This is a genomic window from Corallococcus exiguus (assembly GCF_009909105.1).
GTDB lineage: Bacteria > Myxococcota > Myxococcia > Myxococcales > Myxococcaceae > Corallococcus > Corallococcus exiguus.
This window is the reverse complement of record NZ_JAAAPK010000009.1, coordinates 206219-229380: the sequence shown is the minus strand read 5'-3', so window position 1 is coordinate 229380 and position 23162 is coordinate 206219. Positions and strand designations below refer to the sequence as shown.

Here is a 23162-nt window from a genome sequence, read left to right as displayed (position 1 = left end):
GATGACATCCCCCCTCCCCCCCGGAGCACGACCGTGAGCGTGAATCTTTCCTCCAATCTCCTCCGTACCTTCCAGCAACTGGCGGAGGTGAAGCCCGCCGCCGTGCCGCAGCAGACCGCGCAGCAGGTCGGGTTGCCGGAGGAGAAGGTCGTCTCGCAGGTGGAGGGCGCGCCCACCCCCGTGCAGACGGAGCAGGCCACGGACGCCTTCGCGGCGGTGCAGGCCCTCAACCAGGCGTGGGCGAACCGCTTCCAGCCGGTGTCGGGCGCTTCCGCGCAGGACGTGGGCGTCCAGGGGACGCTCGCGAACGCGCCCCAGGCTCCGGAGATTGGCGGCTGGGAGGCCGCGGGGACGGACCCCGAGGTCGTCAAGCAGGCCAACCAGAATGACTGCGGCGCCGCGGTGGCGGTGATGCTGGGCAAGGACATTGGCACCAGCAAGACGCAGCCCGCGTCGGACAAGGAGAAGATGTCCGCGCTGGAGTCGCGCTTCACGCAGGGCCAGGGCACGTCGCCGCATGAGCTGTCCAACATGCTGGCGAACCAGGGCACGAAGGTGACGCAGACGTCGTCCAAGCTCGACACCAAGGCCCTGGATGACGCGCTCGCGCGCGGCGCCAAGGGCGCGGTGATGGTGGACTCCAGCCTGGTGGACCCCACCACGAAGCCGGGCGAGACGGGCCGCGCGCACTGGGTCTCCGTGGAGGGCAAGGACGACCAGGGCCGCTACCTGCTCAAGGACCCCAGCACCGGCTCCAAGATTCCGGTGGACGCCCAGAGGCTCGCGGACTCCGTGGACATCAGCTGGAACCGGCACCAGGGCGGCGGGCAGATGATCGTCGAAAGCGCCCAGGGCATGTCGGAGGCCCAGGCCGCGCAGGAGGGCGGCGAGAAGGCCGTCGCGCTGGGCAACACGGACGGTGGCGGCTCCCGCGCCATGGCCAACTTCGGCCGCGAGTCCTCATAGGCCGTAAAGACTGACGGCGGATGGACTCGCATCCATCCGCCGCGCGGGCTTCAGACGGTGAGGTGCTGCACGGCCTGGAGCCGCAGCAGCTGGCGCGCCAGCTCCTGGACCTGCTCCACCTCCTGCAGGCCCATCACCTTGCGCAGCGCCAGCCGCTTGTCCGTGGAGGCGCGCAGCAGCAGCGCGCGCAGCTGGGGATTGCTGAGCAGCGGGTTGAGCTGGCGCAGGTGGCCCACCAGCGCGCCCAGCTGGGGCAGCGTGAGTCCCGCCACCATCACCTGCGTCGCGTTGCCCTCTTCCGGGCTCTGGCTGGTGGCCAGCATCCACGGCGACAAGAGCAGGGAGCGGGTGAAGTCCATCTCGCAGGACAGGCCCAGCCGCGCGCACTCCTCCACCACGGGGCCGCTGTCGTGGCCCGCGATGATGGGCTGGATGCGGGCGGCCTCGTACTTCTGGAGGACGGCGTCGTACAGCTTCCGGGCCTCCACGCCCTGCGGCGTGCGCGGGAACTCCGCGAAGGCCTGACCAATCTCCGCGCGCAGCGTGGCCAGGAGCGTGGCGTCATCCGCCGTGCCGGGCTCGCCCAGGACTTGGGCCAGGTAGGCCCGGTCCTCGGGGACCGCGTTCGCGGACTTCCACCACTCGAAGGTGACGGTGCTCACGCTCAGCACCACCGGCAGGGTGACGACGCCCTGGCGGCCGGGGTTTGCGAGGAAGGCGCTCATCTTCCCCTCCACCTCCGTGAGGCCGCGGTGGAGCCGGTGGAGGACGGCGATGCGCAGCTTCGCGCGGCCCTCCATCGCCTGCTTCGCGGCGTCCGACGACTGGCCGTCCGAGGCGGTGCGCTCGCGGGAGGATTCGGAAGCGGCGGGCCGGCGCTCGAGCTGGGGCGCCACTGGCACCTGCTGCGCCATGGGCGGAGGCTGGGGGAGCGCCGGGGCCGTCTGCGCGGTCTGGGCCGCGAGGGCAGGGGGCTGCTCCAGGGTGCCCAGGCTGGCGGCGCCCTGCGAGGTGCCAGACGCCATCCCTGCCTGTTGCTGCGGCGCCCTGGCGCCGCCGCCTTCATTGCGCTCCGGCTCGCCCGAGCGGCCGAAGTCCATGCCGTCCTGGGGGCCGCTCTGCTCGAGGCCTCCCTTGGCGGAGGCGCCCTTCGCGGAGCCGCCCTTGACGGCGACGCCTCCCTTTCCGGTGCCGCCCTTCCCCGTGGCCTTGCCCGATGACTTGCCTTCACCGGACTGCGCCTTCTCCTCCTTCTCCTGCGCGGGGCTCTGCAGGGGCAGGCCCGGGCGGGGAAGACCAGACGGAAGGCGGACGCTCATGGATGGGGGCCTCGGGTGAGGGGAATCAGGCCAGGTCCTTCAGGTGGACAACCAGGTTGCTGTTCTTGCTGCCCAGCGTGCTCGCGTCGTCCGTGGGGATGACGTAGCCCTGATCCGCGCCAACGTGCTTGCGGAAGAAGTCTACCACCTCCGGATCCTGCACGTTGGACGTGGTGCTCTTCTTGATGCCGTACGCGGAGCCGTCCGCTCCCTTGGCCTTCACGGAGTCAGGCGCGGAGGAGAGCAGGTTGTCCATCGTGCCCGACAGGCGGCCGCCGCCGTCCGGCTGGATGGTCATCGAGGTGTTGTGGCCCTCGATGTAGCTGACGTCGTAGTAGGTGTTCCCGAACCCGCCATCGAACTTCACTTCACCGAGCGTCGCGTTCTTGCCGTCGCCGTTGTCGCTGCGGAAGTTGCCGGACCAGTTGTCCGGGAACTGCACCGTGCGGCTCTCACCGGGCTTCAGCGTGACGGAGTCGACGGCCTTCTCGCCCGCGTTGGGGGTGAAGTTCACCGTCATCGGCTTGTTGCCGTCGTTGTTGAGGGTGATGGTGTTCTTGCCCTTCGCCGCGCTCGAGTCGCCCACGGACTGGGGACCGGCGACGGCCGCGTCCTTCTGGGGAGCCGCCGGGGCCGGAGCGCCCTGCGCCGCGGAGGCCGCCTGCGCCGCGGCAGGAGCAGGGGCCGCGCTGGAGCCCGCGCCCTCGCCACCCAGGTCCGGCACGCCGCCCTGCTGCGCACCGGCGCCCTGCTGCGCACCGGCGCCGTTCATTCCACCGAGCATCTCCACAAGCTGCTTCAGCATCTGGACCATCTCGGCCAGCTGCTCCATGGGATTGCCGCCCTGGAGCGCGCCCTTCTTGCCCACGCCCGACGGCGCGTCGAAGCCATCCGCCTGGAACATCCCCTGGAGCGAACCCGGGCCGCTCTTCGCCTGCACCGCGTCCGCCGTCACCGCCGTGGGGCGCGCCACCGGGCTGGAGAGCTCCGTGGCGGACGTGCGGGGCGAGAAGGAGGAGCTGGAAACGGACGACTTCGACAGGGGGGAGAGCGCCATGGCGGTGTTCCTCGGAGATTGGATGGGCCGGCATCGGACACCGGCCGGTTCAGCGATGTGGGGGGCTAGAGCACGGCGCGTGCCATGCGCCCCACACGCTTCTCAACGAGGTAAACCCTTGGAACTCCTCAGGGGGCGGACGCTGCCACGGGAGAGGAAGGCCCCCGCCCTGATGACTGCCGTCAGGCCCCTGGTGTCTGGCGTCATCAGGCCCGAAAGCACGACTCGCGCGGGACGCAATGCGCCCCGCGCGAGAAGTCGCCGCGGATTCAGGCCGTGCGGATCAGACCCTTCGGGCCGTGCTCGAATGGATGAGCCGCAGTATCAGCAGCAGCACCACTGCTCCGATGAACGCCACGAAGATGGTGCCCGCGATGCCGCCAAATGGGGCTCCCGTGCCGAGCGCCCGGAGGATGAAACCTCCCAGGAACGCGCCCACCACGCCCACGACGATATCGCCAATCAGGCCGTAGCCACCGCCCACCACCGCGGACGCGAGCCATCCAGCGATGAGGCCGATTACCGCCCACAACAGGATTGCTTCCAGCGCCATGTCTCTTCCTCCCATCGAGGTGATGGGCGAAACATGGGCATGATTCCCGGCCGCGCTCGCCCCTCCCCCAAGGGCGACGGCAGGGCAGGCAGGCAGGCGGCGCCCGGGTGGAATCCAGACTTGAAGCCTCCCGCCTACTTGCAGATGGGGACGCGGGGCGGCTGGGTGGGGTCCCATCCCGCCAGGTCCGGAGGGGGCGTGATGCCCAGGTGTCCTCCGGCATGCGGGGCGTCGAGCTTCGCCCCCACGTCGTATTGGACGAAGCCATCCCGGTAGCGCCGCAGCAGCGCGAAGCCGTGGCTGTAGACCTCCAGGCCCACGCTCCGCAGGGGAATGCCATCCACGTCGTAGAGCCGGGGATTGCTCTCGGCGCAGCAGGACCACGGGTCCAATCGCTCGCAGACGCGCGGCGGCGACGCGCTGGCGAGCACCGCTGTGCCCCTGACGTGGACGATGGTGCCTTCGGGGAGCGCCAGCGCCTGCCCCAGGGACAGCAGAGGCGTGATGCCCTCGCGCGGTTCCTGGGACCAGGATGGAAGCGGGCTTCGGGACATCCGCCGCCATGCGCCGGCGATGGGCGCACCCACGCGGATGCGCGCGGGCTCGCCTTCGAGCCGCTCCACCTGGAACGCGTCCAGGTCGCGCGCCGAGTCGGGCATGTCGTCGGTGGAGGGACACTCACCCGTGCACGCGTCCCAACCCTGGTTGCCCAGCACGGTTCCACGGTCATCCCAGACATAGGCGCCAATGAAGCGCCTCATCGTGGGGATCCAATAGGTGAGCCTCACGGAGGCCGCATCGCTCGTCCGGGGGATGAGGGCGGAGAAGACGGAGACGGTGCCGTCCTCCCGGTGCACCACCCACAGCGGCGTGCCGTCCCCCAGCGTGGCCGGCACCACGGAGCCCCGCGGCGGCAACTCCAACACCACGGACGGCTCGATGCGAGGCAACTGGATTTCCTCGCGAGGCACGGCCCTGACTCGCCAGGCAGGCGTTTCGCAGCCTGCCAGGACGAACACAGACACGACGGCGAGCATGAGGCGATGGCACAGGCGCCAGAAGTTAGCCCGATGCCGGGGGCATTGACGGCGTTCCGTTTAAAGAAGCATTCTGAATGCATCTTTACGGGGCGTGGGCCCGGAAAGGGAGCGAAGTCATGACGAGCGTGTACGAGAAGATTGGCGGAGAGCCGGCGATGGCGGCGGCGGTCGACGTCTTCTACCGGAAGGTGCTGGCCGACGAGCGCATCAGCCACTTCTTCGAGGACGTGGACATGGAGCGCCAGGCCGCGAAGCAGAAGGCGTTTCTGACGATGGTGACCGGCGGGCCCGCGAACTACTCGGGCAAGGACATGCGCGCGGGACACAAGCACCTGGTGGACCGCGGGCTGAACGGGACGCACTTCGACGCGGTGGCCGGGCACCTGAAGGAGACGCTGGAGGAGCTGGGCGTTCCCACGGACCTGGTGGGCCAGGTGATGGCCGTCGCCGAAGGGGCGCGTGCGGACGTCTTGAACCGCTGAAGCAACCTGCAGGAGGCACGTCATGGCGAAGGTGCGGCATGAATCCGAGTGGTACCCGTTGGAGCCCGGAGAGACGGTGCTGGACGGACTGCTGCGCCAGGGCGTGCGCGTGCCGCATGGGTGCCGGGCAGGGGCCTGCCAGTCCTGCCTGATGCGAGCGACCTCGGGCGCGGTGCCCGAGGCCGCGCAGGTGGGGCTCAAGGACACGCTGCGGGCGCGAGGCTACTTCCTCGCGTGCACGTGCCGGCCCCAGGAGGGAACGGCGCTGGAGGTGGCGGGGGCGTCGGAGCTGCGCGTCCCCGCGCGCGTGGTGGAGCTGGAGTCGTTCAGCGAGGACGTGTTCGCGGTGCGGCTGGAGGTGGAGACGCCACTCGACTATCGCGCGGGGCAGTACGTCACGGTGGTGCGCGCGGACGGGCTCGCGCGCAGCTACTCGCTGGCGAGCCTGCCTCGCGAGGGCCGGCTGGAGCTTCACGTGCGGCTCGTGCCCGGGGGCGCCATGAGCGGTTGGTTCGCACGCGAGGTCCGACATGGCGACCGGGTGGATGTGCAGGGGCCGGCTGGGGATTGCTTCTACGTGCCCGGACAGCCGGAGGCGCCGCTGCTGCTGGCGGGGACGGGCACGGGGCTCGCGCCGCTGTATGGAATCCTGCGGGACGCGCTGGAGTCGGGCCACACCGGCCCCATCCACCTGTTCCACGGGGCGAGGGAGCCGGCCGGGCTGTACCTGGTGGACGCGCTGAGGGCCCTGGCGGCGCGCCATCCGAACCTTCACTACCGGCCCGTCGTGCTGGCGGGAGGAGGTGGGGAGGTGGAGGAGGGGGCCCTGGAGGCGAAGGTCCTCACCTGCCTCCCGAAGCGGCCGGTGGGCTGGCGAGCGTTCCTCTGCGGCAACCCCGAAGCGGTGCTATCCCTGCGCAAGAAGCTCTTTCTCGCGGGGTTCTCGCTGAAGGACATCCACGCGGATGCCTTCCTGCCGAGCGTGCCGCGAGCGGGGCCCGTCGCCGGAGCCGCCTGACTTGCACCTGACCCTTCACGCCGACTACTCGCTGCGCGTCCTCATGTACCTGGCGGCACGTCCCGGGCGGCCGTCGTCCACGCAGGAGATCGCCGACGCCTACGGCATCTCCAAGCACCACCTGGTGCGCGTGGTGCAGACGCTGGCGCAGGAGGGACACGTGGAGGTGAAGCCCGGGCGGGCCGGCGGCGTGCTGCTGGCGAAGGCCCCGAAAGACATCCGGCTGGGCAAGGTGGTGCGCGCGGCCGAGCCGGACTTCCACCTGGTGGAGTGCTTCGACAAGGAGCGCAACACGTGCCCCATCGCGCCCGCGTGCGGCCTCAAGGGCGTGCTGGCGGAGGCGCGCGACGCGTTCCTCGCCACGTTGGACAAGTACTCGCTGGAGGACCTGCTGCGGCGCTCCAGGCCGGGCCTGTCCGACCTGCTGCTGACGCCGGCCGCGCCACAGGGGTAGGCGCGCCCGGGCTCACCTCACGCCTGTTGGAGCAGGGGACGGTCAGCAGCAGCCCGGGGGGCCACCCACGGGCATCCGCCAATCCGTGTCACACCGCCATGACACCCCCATCCACGAAGAGCTCGACGCCCGCGACGAAGCTGCTCTCGTTCGACGCCAGGAACAGCACCGCGTTCGCGACGTCCTCCGCCTGGCCGAGCCGCCCGAGCGGCGTCATCTGTTTCAGCACGTCCTCCATCCCCGCGTTGTTCTGGAGATACGTCTGCATCGCGGGCGTCTCAATCACCCCCGGTGAAACCACGTTGACGCGGATGCCTTGGCTCTTCAGGTCGGTCGTCCAGGTACGCGCGAGCGCGCGAATCGCGGCCTTGGTCGCGTTGTAGACCGACAGACCGGGGAAGCCTTTGCTGCCGCTGGCCGATCCGGCGAGGATGACCGTCCCTCCGTGGGTCATGAGGGGCAGCGCCTTCTGCACGCTGAAGACCATGCCCTTCACGTTCGCGCCGAACACGCGATCGAAGTGCTCCTCGTCGATCGCACCGAGCGCCACGGTTTCGGAGATTCCCGCATTGGCGAAAACGACATCGACCCTGCCGTGGTCGCGTTTGACGCGCTCGTAGAGCCGGTCGAGGTCGGAGAGATTGCCGACGTCCCCTTGGATGCCAACGGTGGCGCCACCGATTTCGTGGACCGCCTCGTCGAGCCTCTCCTGTCTGCGCCCGGTGATGTAGACCCTGGCCCCCTCCGCGGCGAAGGCCTTGGCGGTCGCGAGCCCGATGCCGTCACTTCCCCCGGTGACGACCACGACTTTGTCTTTGAAGCGCGTCATGTCGATTTCATCTCCTTCAAGAGTGGCTCATTGAAGGTATCCGTTGCATACCAGGGGGCAAGAGCGTACCTGGAGCATCCCAGGTATGCCGAGCGATACTGAAGACGATCCCATCTACCGGTCCGACTGCCCCACCCGCCCGATCCTCGATCAGATAGGCGACAAGTGGTCGATGATGGTCCTTGCCGTGCTCGTGCCCGGGCCGAGGCGGTTCAACGCCCTCAAGCGACAGCTTGAGGGAGTCACCCAGCGCGTGCTGACGCAGACGCTGCGAAAGCTCGAACGCAACGGGATGGTCAGCCGCCGCGTCCTCGGCGGCTCTCCGCCGGGCGTCGAGTACGCGCTCACCCCGCTGGGCAGGTCGCTCCAGGAGCCGTTCGCGGCACTGTACGATTGGACCCTCGCGCACATCGACGCGATCCAGAAGCACCAGGAAGCCTACGACCGCGAGGCGGTGGCCAGCGCTCGCCGTTCAGACTGAGCCGGGGCCCTCCGCGATACCTCACGGCGGGCCCGGTCTCCAGGCCCGCCGCGAGTCCGCTTCAATGGCTCAGCGCCACGTATCGTTCACGGTCGAGGTGCCCGTGGCCGGCGTCGTCAGGGTGCGGTTGGCGCCGCTCTCCCAGGTGACGTTGTTGGCGGCGTCCTTCTTGATGAACTTGTACTCAATCGCCGTGGAGCCCGGCAGCCCGACGGCCGCGCTCCATGTGGGGTAGTTGGCCGGGGACAGCAGGATGGCATTGGCCGGGGCCCAGCTCCCCAGCGCGGCGACGTTGCCCACCACGTACACGTTCTGTCCCATCACCGTGCTCGCCGTGACGTTGAACGTGACCGTGGCCCCGCTGGTGGACGTGGTGACGGAGAGCGCGGAGGACTGCGCGGACGTGTTGTCCGCCGCGTCGCGCGCCCGCACCGTGTAGCTGTAGGCCGTGTTGGAGGACAGCCCGCTGTCCGTGTAGCTCGTGGACGTGGGCGTCCCCACCTGCGTGCCATTGCGGAATACCAGGTAGCCCGTCACGCCGACGTTGTCCGTGGACGCGGTCCAGCTCAGCGACACCGTCGTCGCGGACTTCGACGGTGACGTCAGCCCCGTGGGCACCGACGGCGCCGTGGTGTCGCTCACCGGCGCGCCCGCAGTGATGACGCCCGCGTTGAACGTGGAGGTGCCCGTGGGGAACAGGTAGTTGCCGCCGTTGTTGTTGTCCCACGTCCCGCTGCCGTTGTTGAAGACAGCCTCCAACTGCTGCACGGAGCCCAGGTTCACCGTGTACTTCGCGTAGCCCATCACTTCGGCATCAGGCATCAGCACGCCCGGCGCAGTCGTCCACGTGCCACCCACCGGGCGATAGTGGAGGTACGGCGTGGCGAAGCCCTTCTTGTAATAGACCGTCGTCGTGTACCCCAGGCCGGTGGTGACGGAGAGCGCCGCGCTGGCCACGGAGGTGTTCCCCGCGGCGTCGCGAGCCTTCACGGTGAAGCTGTACGTCGTGCTCGAGGACAGCCCCGTGTCCGTGTACGTCGTCGCCGTGGGCGCGGCCACCTGTGTGCCATTGCGGAACACGAGGTAGTCACTCACGCCATAGTTGTCCGTGGCGGCCGTCCAGCTCAGCACCACCGACGAGCTGGTGACACCCGAAGCGGAGAGCCCCGAGGGCGCTGACGGCGCCGTGGTGTCCGGGGGCAGGGTGGTGACGGAGAGCGCGCTGCTCGCCGCGGAGGTGTTGCCCGCCGCGTCCCGCGCTCGCACGGTGTAGCTGTACGCCGTGCCCGCCGTGAGCCCACTGTCCGTGTAGCTCGTCGTGGAAGGCGAGCCCACCTGCGTGCCATTGCGGAACACCTGGTAGCCCGTCACGCCGACGTTGTCCGTGGAGGCCGTCCACGTCAGTGTCACGGAGCGGTCCGTGCGCGTCGCCGCGAGCCCCGTGGGAACGGACGGCGCCGTCGTGTCCACGCGAAGGAACGGATAGGTGCCCGTCACCGGGCCGTTGACGTCCTCGATGTACTTGCCGCCCTCCTGCCGGTACTTCCCCGCGCCCACGTAGACGGATTGGATCTCGCTGCGCGTGACGTTGCCGCGCGAGTCGGTGGCCTCGATGTAGTAGTCGAGCACCTGGTCGCGGTAGGCGCCCAGATAGACGTAGTAGAGGTCGCCAATCTCCTGCGCGGCCACCTTCTGCATCACCGGCAGGTGCGCCGGCTGCCACGCCACGCCGTTCATCACCGGCCGCAGCTCGCGGCGCTGGAGTGGATGGTCCACCCAGGCGCCCACGCGCGATGGGTCGATGCCAGGCACGCCCGCGGCCTTCAGCGCCGCCGGGTTGTAGACGCGAGGCGTGTTGTCCATTGGGTCGATGCTCTTCGCCGTGTGCACGCGCACTCGCGCCTTGATGCTGGCGATGCCGCTCACGTCGAAGGCGTAGGTGTACAGCGCGAAGTTGTTGTCGAAGTGGTGCAGCGTCCACCCTTCGGACTTGTCCGTGTTGGGGCTGCCGGGGTTGTACGGCCAGCGCTGCACCCACCAGACGTCCGGGCCCGTACGGTCCTGCGCCAGCCGGTCCTGCACGTACGGCTTGGAGAAGTAGAGCGACTGGTTGAAGGACAGCGTGGGCTTCACGTTGTCGTCCACGTTCTCGTCGTAGTAGCCGAAGCCGGAGTCCATGGCCGGCAGGAGGAAGTACCAGGCCAGCTCCGCGGGGTTCGCGCCGCCCGCCCAGTCATTCGCCGCGTCGCCCTTCACCGGGAAGGACAGCATCCACGGGTTGAGCTGGTTGCCCGCGTGCGTGATTTGCGAATCCAGCGCCGTGGTGGGCTTCCAATGGTTGGGGTGCGCGTCCAGCCAGACCTGCTCGGCCGTCTTCGCGTAGTTCATCGCGGCCTGGAGCAGCGCGAAGTTGCGCTCCAGGTAGTGCCAGCCGTGCTCCAGCGACACCGTCATCCCCTCCTGCACGCCGCTCAGGTTCGTCTTGGGTGCCAGGTTGAGACCAGTGGCCGAGTTGAAGGCCGGGAACTGCCCCTTCCAGATGCCGAACGGCAGCCGCCAGTGGTGCCACTGCGGGTCGGATGAAGAGTCGCGCGTGTCCACCCACGAGCCGTCCTGCACGTGCACCACGTCCGTGGAGACGGGCGTGTTGTTGACCAGGTACTCGTCGATGCCCAGGCACTGCACGCCACCGCTGCAGGTGACGGAGCGGCCGTTGAGCCACGTGTCGAGCGACCCCGCGCGCCCGCCGGAGTTGTCGCCGTCATGCGCGAGCACGAAGAACTGCTTCTGGGTCACCAGGCCCTCGAAGTTGCGCAGGCCCACCACGTCCACGGTGGCCTGTCCCTCCCAGCCCTCCAGCCAGGAGCCGTTCTGGTTGACGGGGATGCCCACGACGCGCGACTCGGCGCCCGTCGCCGGATCCACGTAGCGCACCCAGTGCGGCGTGGAGGCGAAGGGGTACTTGTTGCGGATGACCTGCTGCTCGTGCGCCATGCCCTCGCTCACCCAGGCGCCCACGGTGCTGGTGTTCTGGAGGTCCGCGCGGTTGGGCGGCGACACCAGCGTGTCGGAGCCCGGGTCGTTGAGGAACGGGTAGTCCTTCAGCGTGCGGGAGAAGTGGTTGTCACCGATGACGGACCACTTCACACCCAACTTCGCCAGCGTGGGGATGAGCCGCTCGCTGAAGCCCAGCTCCGTGGGGAAGAAGCCCTTGGAGGCCGTGAAGCCGCTGCCCAGGAAGTACGACTGGGACAGCGTGGCGCTCTGGTAGATGAGGTCCTTGAGGAAGTAGTCCGGCCCCACCAGCGGCCCCATGGAGTGGTGGCCCGTGAAGTGGATGAGGTCCAACGAGCGGTTGCCCGCGGGCGTGCGCAGGTTGGCGTAGCGGTCCCTCCAGGTGGCGCCCCAGTTGGCGTTGTCGTAGCCGGACACGTTGCGGCGGGTGACCAGGTCGTTGACGTTGTTCACCACCGCGCCAGACATGGTGACGTGAACCTGTCCCGTGGAGGCATTGGCCTTCATGTCCGCGGCCACGTCTGGCGGCCAGTATTGATACGCGCCCACCTTCGCGTGGTGCGAGTAATACGTCACCAGGTCGTCGTGCGGCATGGGCGCGCCCGACGGCAGGAAATAGGTGTAGTTGGCCGGAGGTGACTGCTTTATCTGGATGACCTGTCCGTCATACGCGTAGCGGATGGGGCCGCCCACCGGCGTCGCGTTGTATTGGGTCAGGTCGTAGTACGCCCAGAAGTTGGGCATGTGATTGTGATACACGTGCGCGGCGGCGATTTGAGCCTGCGCCTGCTGCGCGTGTAACAGGATGACGGCGAACACCGCGAGCAAGGCCAGTTGCGGCTGTCTTTTCATGGGGCGTCCTCACCGGACGAGAGGGGCCGTCCGGTGGGCGCTGCTTACTGGCGTTTGACTCAAGATTTCCCATGTAAACTGGGAATGACAACCTGTAAATCGATACTGCATCGCGTCAGTCTTTCGTGGAAAGGCTGTCGTTGACAGAGGAGAAGCGGCCTCGGACAGTCGGGCGCGCCATGGCCACCTATCCCGCGTCAGCCCGTGAAGCCTTTGTCCAATTGCGTACGCTTTCGGAGGCGCTGGCCCGGCCGGAGGAGCGTGCGCGGGCGCTGGCGGAGCTGCGCGAGCTGGCGGAGCTGTCGCGCGACCAGCCAGAGGGCGCGCCGCTGCGGCTGGCGTCGGTGGTGGTGGCGGTGGGCGCGTCCCAGGAGCGGCTGGAGCTGTTGATTCCGCCGTCCATCTTCGCGCCCGAGGCGTGGGCGTTCACGTTCCTGGAGGGGCTCTTGAAGGTCCCTCTGGACGAGTACGCCGGCAAGCGGCTGGTGGAGGTGGGCTCGGGTTCCGGGTGGATCTGCATCGCGCTGGCGAAGTTCACGGGGCTCGCGCGCATCCGGGGGCTGGACCTGAACCCGCAGGCCCCGGCGGTGGGGTTGTGCAACGCGTGGCTCAACGGCGACGAAGCGCTGGTGTCGCGGCTGTCCTTTGGCGAGAGCGACCTGCTGCTCGGCCTGCCCCAGAAGCCGGAGTGGGACTTCATCGTCGGGTGCATCCCGCAGGTGCTGCGCAGTGACGAGCTGCCCGCGGAGCTGGCGCAGGCGGATGAGCAGGCGCTGTTGGATTTGTCCAACTACACCTCGTTGCAGAACGTCTACGAGGACCACTTCGGCCTGGGGCTCATCGCGCGTCTGCTCAACGAGGCGCCGGAGCGGCTGCTGCCGGGGGGGCGGCTGCTCCTGAACCTCGCGGGGCGTCCGGGCCGCGCCATCATCGCGCGGATGTTCACCCGGCGAGGCTTCACCACTCGCATGCGCGTGGCCCGGCGGGTGATGCAGGCGGCGGACACGGACATCCGCCCGCTGGTGTCGCTGGAGCAGCGCACCGGGCGGGAGTTCGAGTTCTTCATGGAGGCCCACAGCCCGGAGCCCCTGCGCGCGGCGACGGCGCTGGGCTGGCTGCAGTCAGGCCACCCCATCTGGCACGAGGTGGCGGTGTGGGAGGCCCACCTGTCGCAGCCCCGGGAGACGCTGGCCCTGCGCGCCGCGCTGCGCTCGCTGGGCATCGCGGCGCTCCAGGAGGAACTGGACCTGGGGGCGGCGTCCGCGGAGCAGCTGGGCTTCGTCACGGCGCTCGCGGAGCGGCTGTCCCAGGCGCCCTTCCTGCCCTACGCGCACGAGGCCGGCGACGCGTCCTTCCGCAGGCTGGTGGCCCGCTACCTGGACCGCCACTTCGGCTTGAGGCTGTCGGAGGATTCGGTGTTCGTCGCGCCGGAGCGCGAGCAGGCCGTCTATTCCTTCCTGCTCGCCACGTGCGACCCCGGGGACACGGTGCTGGTGTCGCGCAGCCTGCACCCGCTCTACGCGCGCGCCCTGGACAAGGCTGGCGTGCGCGCCACCGTGACGCACAACACGCTGGGGGAGATCCGCCGCCTGCTGAGCGCCTTCGACGTGAAGGCCGTGCTGCTGACGGTGGAGCCGGGCGAGCGCACCAACCTGGCGGTGCTGCGCGACATCGTGGCGGAGGCCGCGCGGCGGGGCATCTGGGTGGTGCTGGACGAGAGCGCCTTCTTCAACATCACCGGGGACGTGGAGCCGCGCACCCTCTTCGAGTTCCTCGCGCGGACGCAGCACGCGCCCAACCTGGTCATCCTGTACGGGCTCATCAAGAACGCGGTGTGGCCGGATCTGGAGCTGACGCTGCTGCTCCCCGTGCCGGAGTCGCTGCGCGCGGACCTGGAGGTGGCGGCGGAGGTGACGTACTCGCGCATCAGCGTGCTGGCGGAGTGGTTCTACGAGCGCACGTTCTCGGAGTTGCTCGCCTTCCGCATGGCCTTCGCGGAGCCGGAACCGCCCTCGCCGCACCGGGTGCCGGAGGTGCCGCTGCCGCGCTCACAGCGCATCGCGAAGCTGTCGGAGCTGCCCGCGTTCGCGCCGAAGTTCTTCCGCGAGGACGACCCGGAGCTCGTGCGTCTGGACTACGGCGAGAACGAGGGCCCGATGCCGCTGCCGCTGGTGGAGGGGCTCATCGCGGCGGGCGTCGCGCCGCGCGCGGACGGAGCGCAGACGGGGCTGGCGGAGGCCGTGGCGGCCTTCCTGTTGGAGACGCGAGGGGCCCGCTATGTCCCCGAGGACGTCGTGGTGGCGCCCGGCGTCTGGCCGCTCATGCACCACCTGGGCGTGGCGCTGCGCCAGCGGCTGGGGCGGATGCCGCGAGTGTTCCTGGTGACGCCTTGTTACGGCGTACTCGCGCCCACGTTCCTCGCGGCGGGGTGCGAGGTGGAGTCAGGCCCGCTGGGCACGCTGCTGTCACGCCACGCGCGGGGGACGATGCCGGACGCGGTGGTGCTGTCGCAGCCGGCGAACCCCACGGGGCACTACCTGTCGCACGAGGAGTTGATGGCGCTGGCGACGTTCGTGGTGGAGCAGCGCTGCCTCTGGATCTCGGATGAAATCTTCGGCCTGGTGAACCTCACCAACCCCACGGCGGAGACGGTGCACAGCCCGGTGACGCTGGAGGGCGCGGTGCCCGGCATCGGCGCGCGGACGGTGCTGCTGGGCGGTCTGTCCAAGGAGTTCGCGGCTGGAGGCCTGCGGGTGGGCTGGGTGGCCACGAAGGACCGGGCGCTGGTGGCGGCGCTGCGCGACAGCGCTCCAGGTGTGCTGCACACGCCCACCGCGCGCGCGGCGGCGTACCTGTACGCGGCCCATGCGCGAGGACCGGATGGACAGTTGCTCTACGCCGCGCGGCACAAGGCGCTGAGAAACTACCTGGCGCGGATGCGGCGTGAGCTCGCGGAGAAGCGCGCGCTGGTGGCGGAGGCGCTGCCCGACGACGGCCGCGCGGAGGCCACGGAGGCGGGGGGCTTGTTCCTCGCGCCGCCGATGACGGCCTGGCTGGGACGTTCGGTGGATGGGGTGAAGCTCACGCCAGAGAACCTGCCGCGCATCGTCTACGAGCACACGCACGTGGTGCTCAACGGCGGCGCGTGGTGCGGCGACCCGGAGCGCGTGCGCGCGGTGTTCTCCATTCCCCGGGAGAAGTTGTTGAAGGCCCGCGACCGCCTGCGGACCTTCGGCCAGCGGCTGCGCTGACGGCGCGGCGCGGCGTCAAATGATGACCCTGTCGGCCGGGGCGGAGCGATCCAAACCTGTCCGACAGTCGGACACGTTTCCGCCGCCGAGGCGAGGCGGGCGCTCCCGGCCGAGTAGTTCCAAACCAGTCCGACAGTCCGACAGGCTCCCGTGGCCCAGCTCCAGGTCCGTCCGATAGTCCGACAGGTCCGCGCCGGTCGGGCAAAGCGGGACCCTTCGGGCCGCGCAGTTCCAAACGTGTCCGACAGTCCGACAGGCTCCGTGACCCGGACGAAGCGGCCGCCTCCCGGCCGCACCGGCCCAGACTTGTCCGACAGTCGGACAGGTTTCCGCCGCCTGGACGAAGCGGCCGCCTCCCGGCCGCACCGGCCCAGACTTGTCCGACAGTCGGACAGGTTTCCGCCGCCTGGGCGTGGCGGGCGCCTCATGGCCGTGTTTGTTCAAACTTGTCCGACAGTCGGACAGGTTTTGGCTGTGCACCGTCGGCGGGGGGCTCCGGAGGGTTCTCACGTTCTCAACCCTCTGGATGAGGCTCATGGCCGCAGACTGGGGGCTGCGGGCCCGCGGCCACTGGCTGAGGTGACGCGGACCCGGGAGCGTTCCTCTACACTGCGCCGGCCCATGCTCCGCTCCCTCGCCGTCCTCCTCTGCTGTCTGCCTGTTGGTGCGCTCGCGGCCTCTGAGTCCTGGCTCGTGACGACCGACCTGTGGGGCAACCCCGCCTACCAGTTCCTCACACTGGAGCGCGACGGGAAGCGCCTCTCCGGTGAGCTTGATGGGGATGCGCTGAAGGGGGAGCGCACGGGCAACGCCGTCCACTTCGTCGTCACGGACTCGCGCCAGCAGACCTATGTCTTCGACGGCAAGGTGAGTGGTGTATCGCTGCGCGGCACCGCGGACTACCCGGACAGCAACAACCCGAAGGCGCGGGCGTCCCATGCCTTCACGGCCCGGTTGCTTCCCTCGCGCCCCGCGGGTGCTCCTCGCGTGCATGACTTCACGCCCACCTCGTGGTCCAACGAGTTCACCGCGCACCGTGCGCCGGTGCTGACCGTCTGGCCGGGCGACACGGTGCGCACCTCGACGCTCGACTCTGGCGGCATGGACGCCAAAGGCGTCACCCGTGCGCTCTTCGGCAACCCGCAGACGGGCCCCTTCTTCATCGCCACCGCGAACCCGGGTGACACGCTGGCCATCCGCATCCGCCGCCTCACGTTGAACCGCACGTTCGCGGACAGCCTGGATGGCATCGTGGGCCGCGCCCTCACGCCGGGCCTCGCCGCGAAGGCGACGGAGCTGGGCAAGCCCGTTCGCTGGAAGCTCGACCCCGAGCGCGGTGTCGCGACGCCGGAGAACCCGACGGACCGCCTGAAGGCCTTCACCGTGCCGCTGCGGCCCATGCTGGGCGGCCTGGCAGTGGCGCCCGGTTTCGGCTCCGCGCCCCTGTCCACCGGCGACACGGGCCGCTACGGCGGCAACATGGACTTCAACGAGATCGTGGAGGGCAACACCGTCTACCTGCCCGTCGCGCAGCCCGGAGCGCTCCTGTACCTGGGCGACGCGCACGCCGCGCAGGGCGACGGCGAGACGTCGCAGTACGCGCTGGAGACCTCCATGGACGTCGAGTTCACCGTGGAGGTCCTGCACGGCAAGCCGCCTCCCTCCACGCCTCGCGTCGAGTCCCCCACCCACCTGATGGCGCTGGGGCAGGGCGGTTCACTGGACGACGCCCTGCGCTCCGCGACGCAGGGAATGGCGCAGTGGCTGGAGCAGGACTACGGGCTCACCCTGTCGGAGAGCGCGCAGGTGCTGGGCAGCTCCGTGCAGTACGTCGTCGCGAACCTCGCCGGACGCAGCGTGGGCGTCGCCGCGAAGCTGGACAAGGCGCGGCTCCAGGCCCTCCGTCCCCCGGCGAAGTGAGCTGTATTCCCGGGTGCGTCCAAGGCCCCGGAAAATGGGGCGGAAATGCCGTGTCGATTCCGCGGCCCCTCGTTCGACGTGGAGATGAACCCTCCCGGTCACCCGGGAGCACTTCTTCCATCGAACCGGGAGCCTCCCATGGCCAGCAAGATCGCAATCGCCGTCCTCGTCCTCGTCGTCGCGCTGGGCGCCTTCGTCGCCACCCGCCCGGACCACTTCCGCATCGAGCGCAACGCGCTCGTGGGCGCGCCCCCGGCCACCGTCTTCTCGCTGATCAACGACCTGCACCGGTTCGACACGTGGAACCCGTTCCGCTCCGAGCCGGCGCCCGGCGTGACCAAGACCTTCGACGGACCCAACGAAGGGCCGGGCGCCAGCTTCGCCTATGCCGGCGGCGAGAACGGGGATGGCCGCATGACCATCGTGGAGAGCCAGCCCGGCGAGCGCGTCGTCCTCAAGCTGGAGTTCTTCAAGCCGTTCGAAGCCACCAACCAGGCCACCTTCACGCTCACGCCGGAGAACGGCGGCACCCGCGTGAGCTGGGCGATGGAGGGCAAGAACACCCTGATGGGCAAGGCGATGTCGCTCGTCGTGAACATGGACACGATGCTCGGCAAGGAGTTCGAGCGGGGCCTCTCGAACATGGACACCGTCGCGCGTGGCGTCACCCCGGCTCCCAGCGCGAGCGCCCAGTCCGACGCGGCGACGCCCGCCCCGGCGCTCTGAAGCGTCGAGCCTCAGTCCGCCAGCGCCCGGTAGGCGCCCTTGGAGAACTCCATGGCCAGGGCCTCGTCGTCGGGGCCCTGCGCCCGTCGCTGCATCAGGAGGATGGCCGTCAGGTCCTGCCGGGGATCGATGAAGAACATCGGGCCGTAACCGCCGCCCCAGCCGTAGCGTCCCGCGGTGGGCGAGACGCCATCCGGCTTCGTGCACACGGCGCCGCCGAAGCCCCACCCGGACGCATCCCAGAAGCCGGGGAAGAAGGGCGAGGCGGCCTTCTGCTCCTCCGGAATCTGATCCGTCAGCATCTCCTGGACGCTCGCGGAGGACAGCAGGCGGGTGTGCCCGGACTGGCCTCCGCCCAGCAGCATCCGGCAGAAGGCGAGCAGGTCATCGGCCGTGGACACCAGCCCTCCCTGGCCTCCTCCCGAGGGAAACGCGGGCGGTCGTGACCAGAAGCTGTCCGCCGGTGTGTCCCACGCCTCCAGCCTTCCCGTGGTGTCGTCGCGCGCGTAGGCCGTCGTGAGCCGGTCGAGCTTCTCCGCGGGCACGGTGAACGCCGTGTCCTTCATGCCCAGCGGCACGAAGAGCCGCTCGCGCAGGAAGTCGTCGAAGCGCATGCCCGAGGCCCGCGCGACCAGCACGCCCAGGACCTCGTAGCCGGTGTGATAGCTCCACCGCTCGCCCGGTTGATGCATGAGCGGCAGCGTGCCCAGCCGACGCATGAATTCGTCGGGCGGATCCGTGAGCGCCTGGAAGCCGGGCGACACCCGGGCTTCGCTCATTGCCCGCTGGATGGGATGCGTGCCGGGCCGCGCCATCACCGCGCCCAGGCCCCAACGCAGCGTGAGCAGGTCCCGCACGGTGATGGCGCGCTTCGCGGGAACGGTGTCGTCGAGCGGGCCGCCGGGAGTGCGCAGGACGCGGCGGTCCGCCAGCTCCGGCAGCCACGGGTCGACGGCGCCGTCGAGCGGGAGCTTCCCGTCCTCCACGAGCATCAGCGTGGCCACCGCCGTGATGGGCTTGGCCATGGACGCGAGCCGGAAGAGGCTGTCCCGCCGCATGGGCGGACCGGAAGGCACGAGGCCCTGTGTGCCCAGCACGTCGACGTGCACGGTGTCTCCGCGAGCGACGAGCGCGACGACGCCGGGGAGCTCACCGCGTTCGACGTGGCCGCGCAGGGCGGACGTCATGTCGGCGAGCCGTGTCGGGGAAAGCGCGGCGGAGCGTGGGTGCATGCCTTGAGTCTAGACCCTCGACGCCAGCCGCGAGCCCAGATGCGTGGGGACAGGCGGGCGCTTCAGCGCTTCGCGAGGATGAAGGCGGTGACGGAATAGCGCTGGTGGCCCCGGGCCTCGGACGTCCATTCGGTCACGCGGTGAGGGGCACCCCTCGCGCGGAAGATGAACACCGAGTTGAAGAGCGGTGGGACGCGCATCATGTCCGCGTCCACTTCGGGATGCCGGAAGGCGAGGACGCCGCCGAAGCGGTCCTCCCACGGGCGCGTGAAGTTGTAGACGACGGCGAGCCCTTCCTCGTCCGTGTCCCGGTGCTCCGGAAAGAACTCGCCCACCTCCATGCGCGACACCTGCACCTGCCGCGTCTCCAGCGGCTCGGGCCAGCCCACCAGAGCGGCGTGGAAGGCCGCGCCGTCCGCGCTCTGAAGCCACGCGCAGAAGTCCGTCAGGGCGGAGGGCACCTGTTGCTTCAATGGCGCGATGTGCAGCGGATAGGGCCCGTGGTGGTGGCGCACGAAGCACGCGTCGCGCAGGGCCTGGTGCAGGGCCTCGGCGCGCTCGGGGAGGAGGGCGTCCCGGAGGCAGAGGTGCGGCACCCGTCCGCCTTCGATGAACTCCTGGCGGAGCGTGGCGTGCAGGGCTTCGGATACGGAGGCCAGGCGCGTCCACGCGGTCGCGGACGCCGGGAACACCTTCGGCTTCGGGGACGGGACGGGGCCGAAGATGCTTTCGGCGTAGTCCGTGATGAAGAACCCGCTCGGGCGCTCAGGCCTTGGAGACGAGGTAGCTGGCGAGCCGGGTGATGACTTTGCCGTCGCGCGGATCATCGAAGAAGGAGATGGCGGGAGTGGGGTTGAATTCAAGCGCCACGAAGGCGCCGTCGGGCGTGCGCCGCAGGTCCACCGCCGTGAAGACCATGCCCAGCGCTTTGGCGCCCTTGAGACACACCGCCCAGGCCTCCTTCGGCAGGCGGGCGGGCTTCACCCGGTGCAGGTTCTGCCTCGCGTCCACCACGCCGTCGGTGGGGATGTGGAAGGCGGACACGGGCTCGCCGTCGAGCACGTAGGCGCGGAACTCGTCGCCCTGGATCTGCTCCTGGAACAGCACCGGACAGTTGGCGAGCAGTTGGAGCCGCGCCTCGGTGAGGTCCGCCTCCTCCACCTTGCGCACCAGCGCGCCGCCGCTCAGGGGCTTGTAGATGACGGCCCCGTGGCGCGCGACGAACTCGCGCACCGCGTCCGGTGAGGCGGTGGCCAGGGTGCTGGGGACGGGAATGCGGTGGCGGCGCAGCAGGGCCAGCTGTTGCAGCTTCAGGTAATGCAGCTCCACCGCCTCCAGCGGGTTGACGAACGAGCCGCCGCGCCGGTGGAGCGAACGCAGCACGGAGTGGAGAAACGACTGGCGCTCCCGCTCCGCCAGGTACTGCTCCTGCCAGCGCGGGAAGTTGCGCTCGGACAGGGCCTCGGCCTCGGGGACCGGGAGCGAGAGGCGCACGAGCTTGAGGTAGAACGAGCGCAGGTCACTGAGACATTCACCGTCCCAGTGCACGTCTCCGTCCTGCCAGCTCAACGCGGCGGAGTCCGGGACCCGGTCTGTTTCCAGGACGATGGCTCGCGCACGACGCCGCTCCACCGCTTCCGCGACGAAGCGGGTGGCGTCATCCGAGCGCGAGCCGATGACCACGACCTTCTTACGAGACGTCATGGGGTCCGTGACTTCGCCTGCCCGTCGTTCAGACCGGGCTGTCCATCTTGACCTTCAGGATGCCGCCATCCAGCGGCTTGAGGTCCGGGAGCTTCGAGCCACGCGTGGGGTCGTCCATCATGACCTTCACCCGGCCGCCATCCGGCGGAGTGAAGTCCGGGAGCTTCGAGCCACGCGTGGGGTCGTCCATCATGACCTTCACCCGGCCGCCATCCGGCGGAGTGAAGTCCGGGAGCTTCGAGCCACGCGTGGGGTCGTCCATCATGACCTTCACCCGGCCGCCATCCGGCGGAGTGAAGTCCGGGAGCTTCGAGCCACGCGTGGGGTCGTCCATCATGACCTTCACCCGGCCGCCATCCGGCGGAGTGAAGTCCGGCAGCTTCAAGCCACCGGTCGGATCATCCATGCGGACCTTCACCCGGCCGCCATCCGGCGGAGCGAAGTCCGGCAGCTTCGAGCCGCGGGTGGGGTCGTCCATCATGACCTTCAACACGCCGCTGTCCTTCGGCGGCTTGAGGCCGACGCCGTCGCCCACGAACTGATCCGCGAGCTCACGGGCCTTCGGGGTCAACTTGACCTTCTCGAAGACGTCGCGAACCTGGTGCTTCTGCTGGGGGCTCAGCTGGGTCGCGTCAGTGCCCTGGAGCGCCTTCTTGAGGGCCGGGGCGCCCACTGCCTTGCCATCCGTGCTGGCGGTCTTCAGGGCGGTCTGCAGCGACGAGACGAAGCCCGTGGGGGATTTGATCTGGGTCATAAAGATTCCTTTGAAAAGGTTATCGGCATGCCCATGCTGGAGTTGCTTGATTCTCTGAGGATGAGAGTCCCGGTAGGGCAGGAGGCTGCCTGACCGCCCGCCGTCTTCCTTCGGGGCGTGTGCGTCCCAACCCTTGAAGACAAGGGGAGGAGACACCATGGCGCACCGAGACGACGGACTGCTGGTGCGAGCGCTCGCGGAGTCCGTGAGGCCGCTCCAGGGGACGCGGGAGGACTTCGGGCCCCTGATGGACCTGGTGGGGAACGCGACGTGCGTGCTGATTGGCGAAGCCACCCACGGCACGCACGAGTTCTACCGGCTGCGCGCGCTCCTGACGCGGAGGCTCATCGAGGAGAAGGGCTTCAACGCCGTCGCGGTGGAGGCGGACTGGCCGGATGCGTACCGTATCAACCGGTACGTGCGGGCCATGGGCCACGACGTGGACGCGGTGGAGTCGCTCTCCGACTTCCAACGGTTCCCCGCGTGGATGTGGCGCAACGCGGACGTGCTGGACTTCGCGGGCTGGCTGCGGACGCACAACGACCGCCACTCCGCGCGGGAGAAGGTCGGGTTCTACGGGCTGGACCTCTACAGCCTCCACGCCTCCATGGGCGCGGTGCTGAAGTACCTGGACCGGGCGGATCCGGAGGCCGCGAAGCGCGCCCGGCACCGCTACGCGTGCTTCGAACATTTCGGCGAGGACCCGAAGGACTACGGCCACGCGACGTCGCTGGGCCTGTCTCCGGATTGCGAGCGGCAGGTCGTCGACCAGCTCCGCGAGCTGCAACGGGAGCGCGAGGCCCTGCTGCGCCGGGACGGGTTCATCGCGGAGGACGCGCAGTTCGAAGCGGAGCAGAACGCCCGGGTCGTCCAGAACGCGGAGGAGTACTACCGGTCCATGTTCCATGGGCGCATCTCGTCCTGGAACCTGCGCGACACGCACATGGCGGACACGCTGGATTCGCTGATGGGCTTCCTGAAGCGGCGGCTGGGGGCCGCGCGCGTCGTGGTCTGGGCCCACAACTCGCACGTCGGTGATGCGCGCGCGACGGAGATGGGGGAGGCGGGCGAGGTGAACCTGGGACAGCTGACGCGCCAGCGGCACCCGCGAGTGACGAGGCTCATCGGCTTCAGCACGTACCGGGGCACCGTCACCGCGGCCACCAACTGGAGTGGGACCGCCGAGCGCAAGCAGGTCCGCCACGGGCTTGCGGGCAGCTGCGAGTCCCTCTTCCATCAGGTCGGCCTGCCTGGCTTCCTGCTGGACCTCCGCGAACTGGGAGAGGCCGCCGGAGCACTCCGCGAGCGGCGCCTGCAACGGGCCATCGGCGTCATCTACCGTCCCGAAACGGAGCGCAGGAGCCACTACTTCCACACGCGGTTGCCGGAGCAGTTCGACGCGATGCTTCACATCGATGAGACGCGTGCGCTCGAACCGCTGGAGCGCACCGCCGGATGGGAGCGCGGTGAAGCGCCGGAGACCTATCCGACGGGCCTGTAGCCGCCACG

19 protein-coding genes are annotated in these 23162 nt (G+C 69.4%); 9 read left to right on the top strand and 10 right to left on the bottom strand.

Going from position 1 to position 23162, the window contains the following annotated elements; translation table 11 throughout:
• Positions 1–33: 33 nt before the first annotated feature.
• On the top strand, positions 34–966 hold the full coding sequence (locus GTZ93_RS29745; protein WP_139916970.1) for a hypothetical protein: 933 nt from the start codon (positions 34–36) through the stop codon (positions 964–966).
• A gap of 50 nt (positions 967–1016) precedes the next feature.
• Here GTZ93_RS29745 and GTZ93_RS29740 read toward each other — a convergent pair whose 3' ends face one another.
• The 4 genes from GTZ93_RS29740 to GTZ93_RS29725 form a co-directional block, all read right to left on the bottom strand.
• Entirely contained in the window at positions 1017–2285 is a 1269-nt protein-coding gene (locus GTZ93_RS29740; protein ID WP_120576994.1) for a hypothetical protein, read from the bottom strand.
• A gap of 25 nt (positions 2286–2310) precedes the next feature.
• A complete protein-coding gene (locus GTZ93_RS29735) occupies positions 2311–3342 on the bottom strand; it encodes a thaumatin family protein (protein WP_139916969.1) in 1032 nt (343 codons plus the stop codon).
• A 283-nt stretch (positions 3343–3625) separates the two neighbouring features.
• A complete protein-coding gene (locus GTZ93_RS29730) occupies positions 3626–3895 on the bottom strand; it encodes a GlsB/YeaQ/YmgE family stress response membrane protein (protein WP_120576996.1) in 270 nt (89 codons plus the stop codon).
• Positions 3896–4029: 134 nt separating this feature from the next.
• Complete coding sequence (locus GTZ93_RS29725) at positions 4030–4866, bottom strand: hypothetical protein (protein WP_139916967.1); 837 nt, start codon at positions 4864–4866, stop codon at positions 4030–4032.
• Between the two features lie 185 nt (positions 4867–5051).
• Between GTZ93_RS29725 and GTZ93_RS29720 the strand changes: the two genes are divergently transcribed.
• From GTZ93_RS29720 to GTZ93_RS29710, 3 genes are read left to right on the top strand one after another with little or no spacing between them, the layout of a single operon-like run.
• Positions 5052–5417, top strand: coding sequence for a group I truncated hemoglobin (locus tag GTZ93_RS29720; protein WP_139916966.1), 366 nt, complete (start codon positions 5052–5054; stop codon positions 5415–5417).
• 22 nt (positions 5418–5439) lie between these two features.
• The gene (locus tag GTZ93_RS29715) at positions 5440–6435 is read left to right on the top strand and encodes a 2Fe-2S iron-sulfur cluster-binding protein (RefSeq protein WP_161663151.1); all 996 of its coding nucleotides are present in this window, start codon (positions 5440–5442) and stop codon (positions 6433–6435) included.
• A gap of 1 nt (position 6436) precedes the next feature.
• Entirely contained in the window at positions 6437–6889 is a 453-nt protein-coding gene (locus tag GTZ93_RS29710; RefSeq protein ID WP_139918157.1) for an RrF2 family transcriptional regulator, read from the top strand.
• A gap of 88 nt (positions 6890–6977) precedes the next feature.
• Here GTZ93_RS29710 and GTZ93_RS29705 read toward each other — a convergent pair whose 3' ends face one another.
• Positions 6978–7718, bottom strand: a complete 741-nt coding sequence (locus tag GTZ93_RS29705; protein WP_120578324.1) for an SDR family NAD(P)-dependent oxidoreductase — start codon at positions 7716–7718, stop codon at positions 6978–6980.
• 85 nt (positions 7719–7803) lie between these two features.
• On the opposite strand from GTZ93_RS29705, the gene GTZ93_RS29700 reads away from it, so the two are divergent.
• Positions 7804–8199 carry a winged helix-turn-helix transcriptional regulator gene (locus GTZ93_RS29700; protein WP_139918159.1) on the top strand — a complete coding sequence of 132 codons (396 nt, stop codon included), beginning with the start codon at positions 7804–7806 and terminating at the stop codon, positions 8197–8199.
• Between the two features lie 69 nt (positions 8200–8268).
• Here GTZ93_RS29700 and GTZ93_RS29695 read toward each other — a convergent pair whose 3' ends face one another.
• A complete protein-coding gene (locus GTZ93_RS29695; RefSeq protein ID WP_139918161.1) occupies positions 8269–12066 on the bottom strand; it encodes a carbohydrate binding domain-containing protein in 3798 nt (1265 codons plus the stop codon).
• A gap of 179 nt (positions 12067–12245) precedes the next feature.
• Between GTZ93_RS29695 and GTZ93_RS29690 the strand changes: the two genes are divergently transcribed.
• The 3 genes from GTZ93_RS29690 (at position 12246) to GTZ93_RS29680 (ending at position 17963) form a co-directional block, all read left to right on the top strand.
• Positions 12246–15317, top strand: a complete 3072-nt coding sequence (locus GTZ93_RS29690; RefSeq protein ID WP_139918163.1) for an aminotransferase class I/II-fold pyridoxal phosphate-dependent enzyme — start codon at positions 12246–12248, stop codon at positions 15315–15317.
• Between the two features lie 693 nt (positions 15318–16010).
• Positions 16011–17237 (top strand): acetamidase/formamidase family protein, encoded by a 1227-nt coding sequence (locus GTZ93_RS29685; protein WP_257979153.1) that lies wholly within the window; start codon positions 16011–16013, stop codon positions 17235–17237.
• 138 nt (positions 17238–17375) lie between these two features.
• A complete protein-coding gene (locus GTZ93_RS29680; protein WP_161663150.1) occupies positions 17376–17963 on the top strand; it encodes an SRPBCC family protein in 588 nt (195 codons plus the stop codon).
• 11 nt (positions 17964–17974) lie between these two features.
• Here GTZ93_RS29680 and GTZ93_RS29675 read toward each other — a convergent pair whose 3' ends face one another.
• From GTZ93_RS29675 to GTZ93_RS29660, 4 genes are all read right to left on the bottom strand, one after another.
• Positions 17975–19150, bottom strand: a complete 1176-nt coding sequence (locus GTZ93_RS29675) for a serine hydrolase domain-containing protein (protein WP_257979154.1) — start codon at positions 19148–19150, stop codon at positions 17975–17977.
• A 107-nt stretch (positions 19151–19257) separates the two neighbouring features.
• Positions 19258–19887: a 2OG-Fe(II) oxygenase gene (locus tag GTZ93_RS29670; RefSeq protein ID WP_257979155.1), complete on the bottom strand. Its 630-nt coding sequence runs from the start codon at positions 19885–19887 to the stop codon at positions 19258–19260.
• Between the two features lie 73 nt (positions 19888–19960).
• Positions 19961–20899, bottom strand: a complete 939-nt coding sequence (locus GTZ93_RS29665) for an ATP-grasp domain-containing protein (RefSeq protein ID WP_126932766.1) — start codon at positions 20897–20899, stop codon at positions 19961–19963.
• Between the two features lie 28 nt (positions 20900–20927).
• Positions 20928–21653, bottom strand: coding sequence for a hypothetical protein (locus tag GTZ93_RS29660; RefSeq protein WP_161663149.1), 726 nt, complete (start codon positions 21651–21653; stop codon positions 20928–20930).
• Between the two features lie 157 nt (positions 21654–21810).
• On the opposite strand from GTZ93_RS29660, the gene GTZ93_RS29655 reads away from it, so the two are divergent.
• Positions 21811–23154 carry an erythromycin esterase family protein gene (locus tag GTZ93_RS29655; RefSeq protein ID WP_139918174.1) on the top strand — a complete coding sequence of 448 codons (1344 nt, stop codon included), beginning with the start codon at positions 21811–21813 and terminating at the stop codon, positions 23152–23154.
• The last annotated feature ends 8 nt before the right edge of the window (positions 23155–23162 follow it).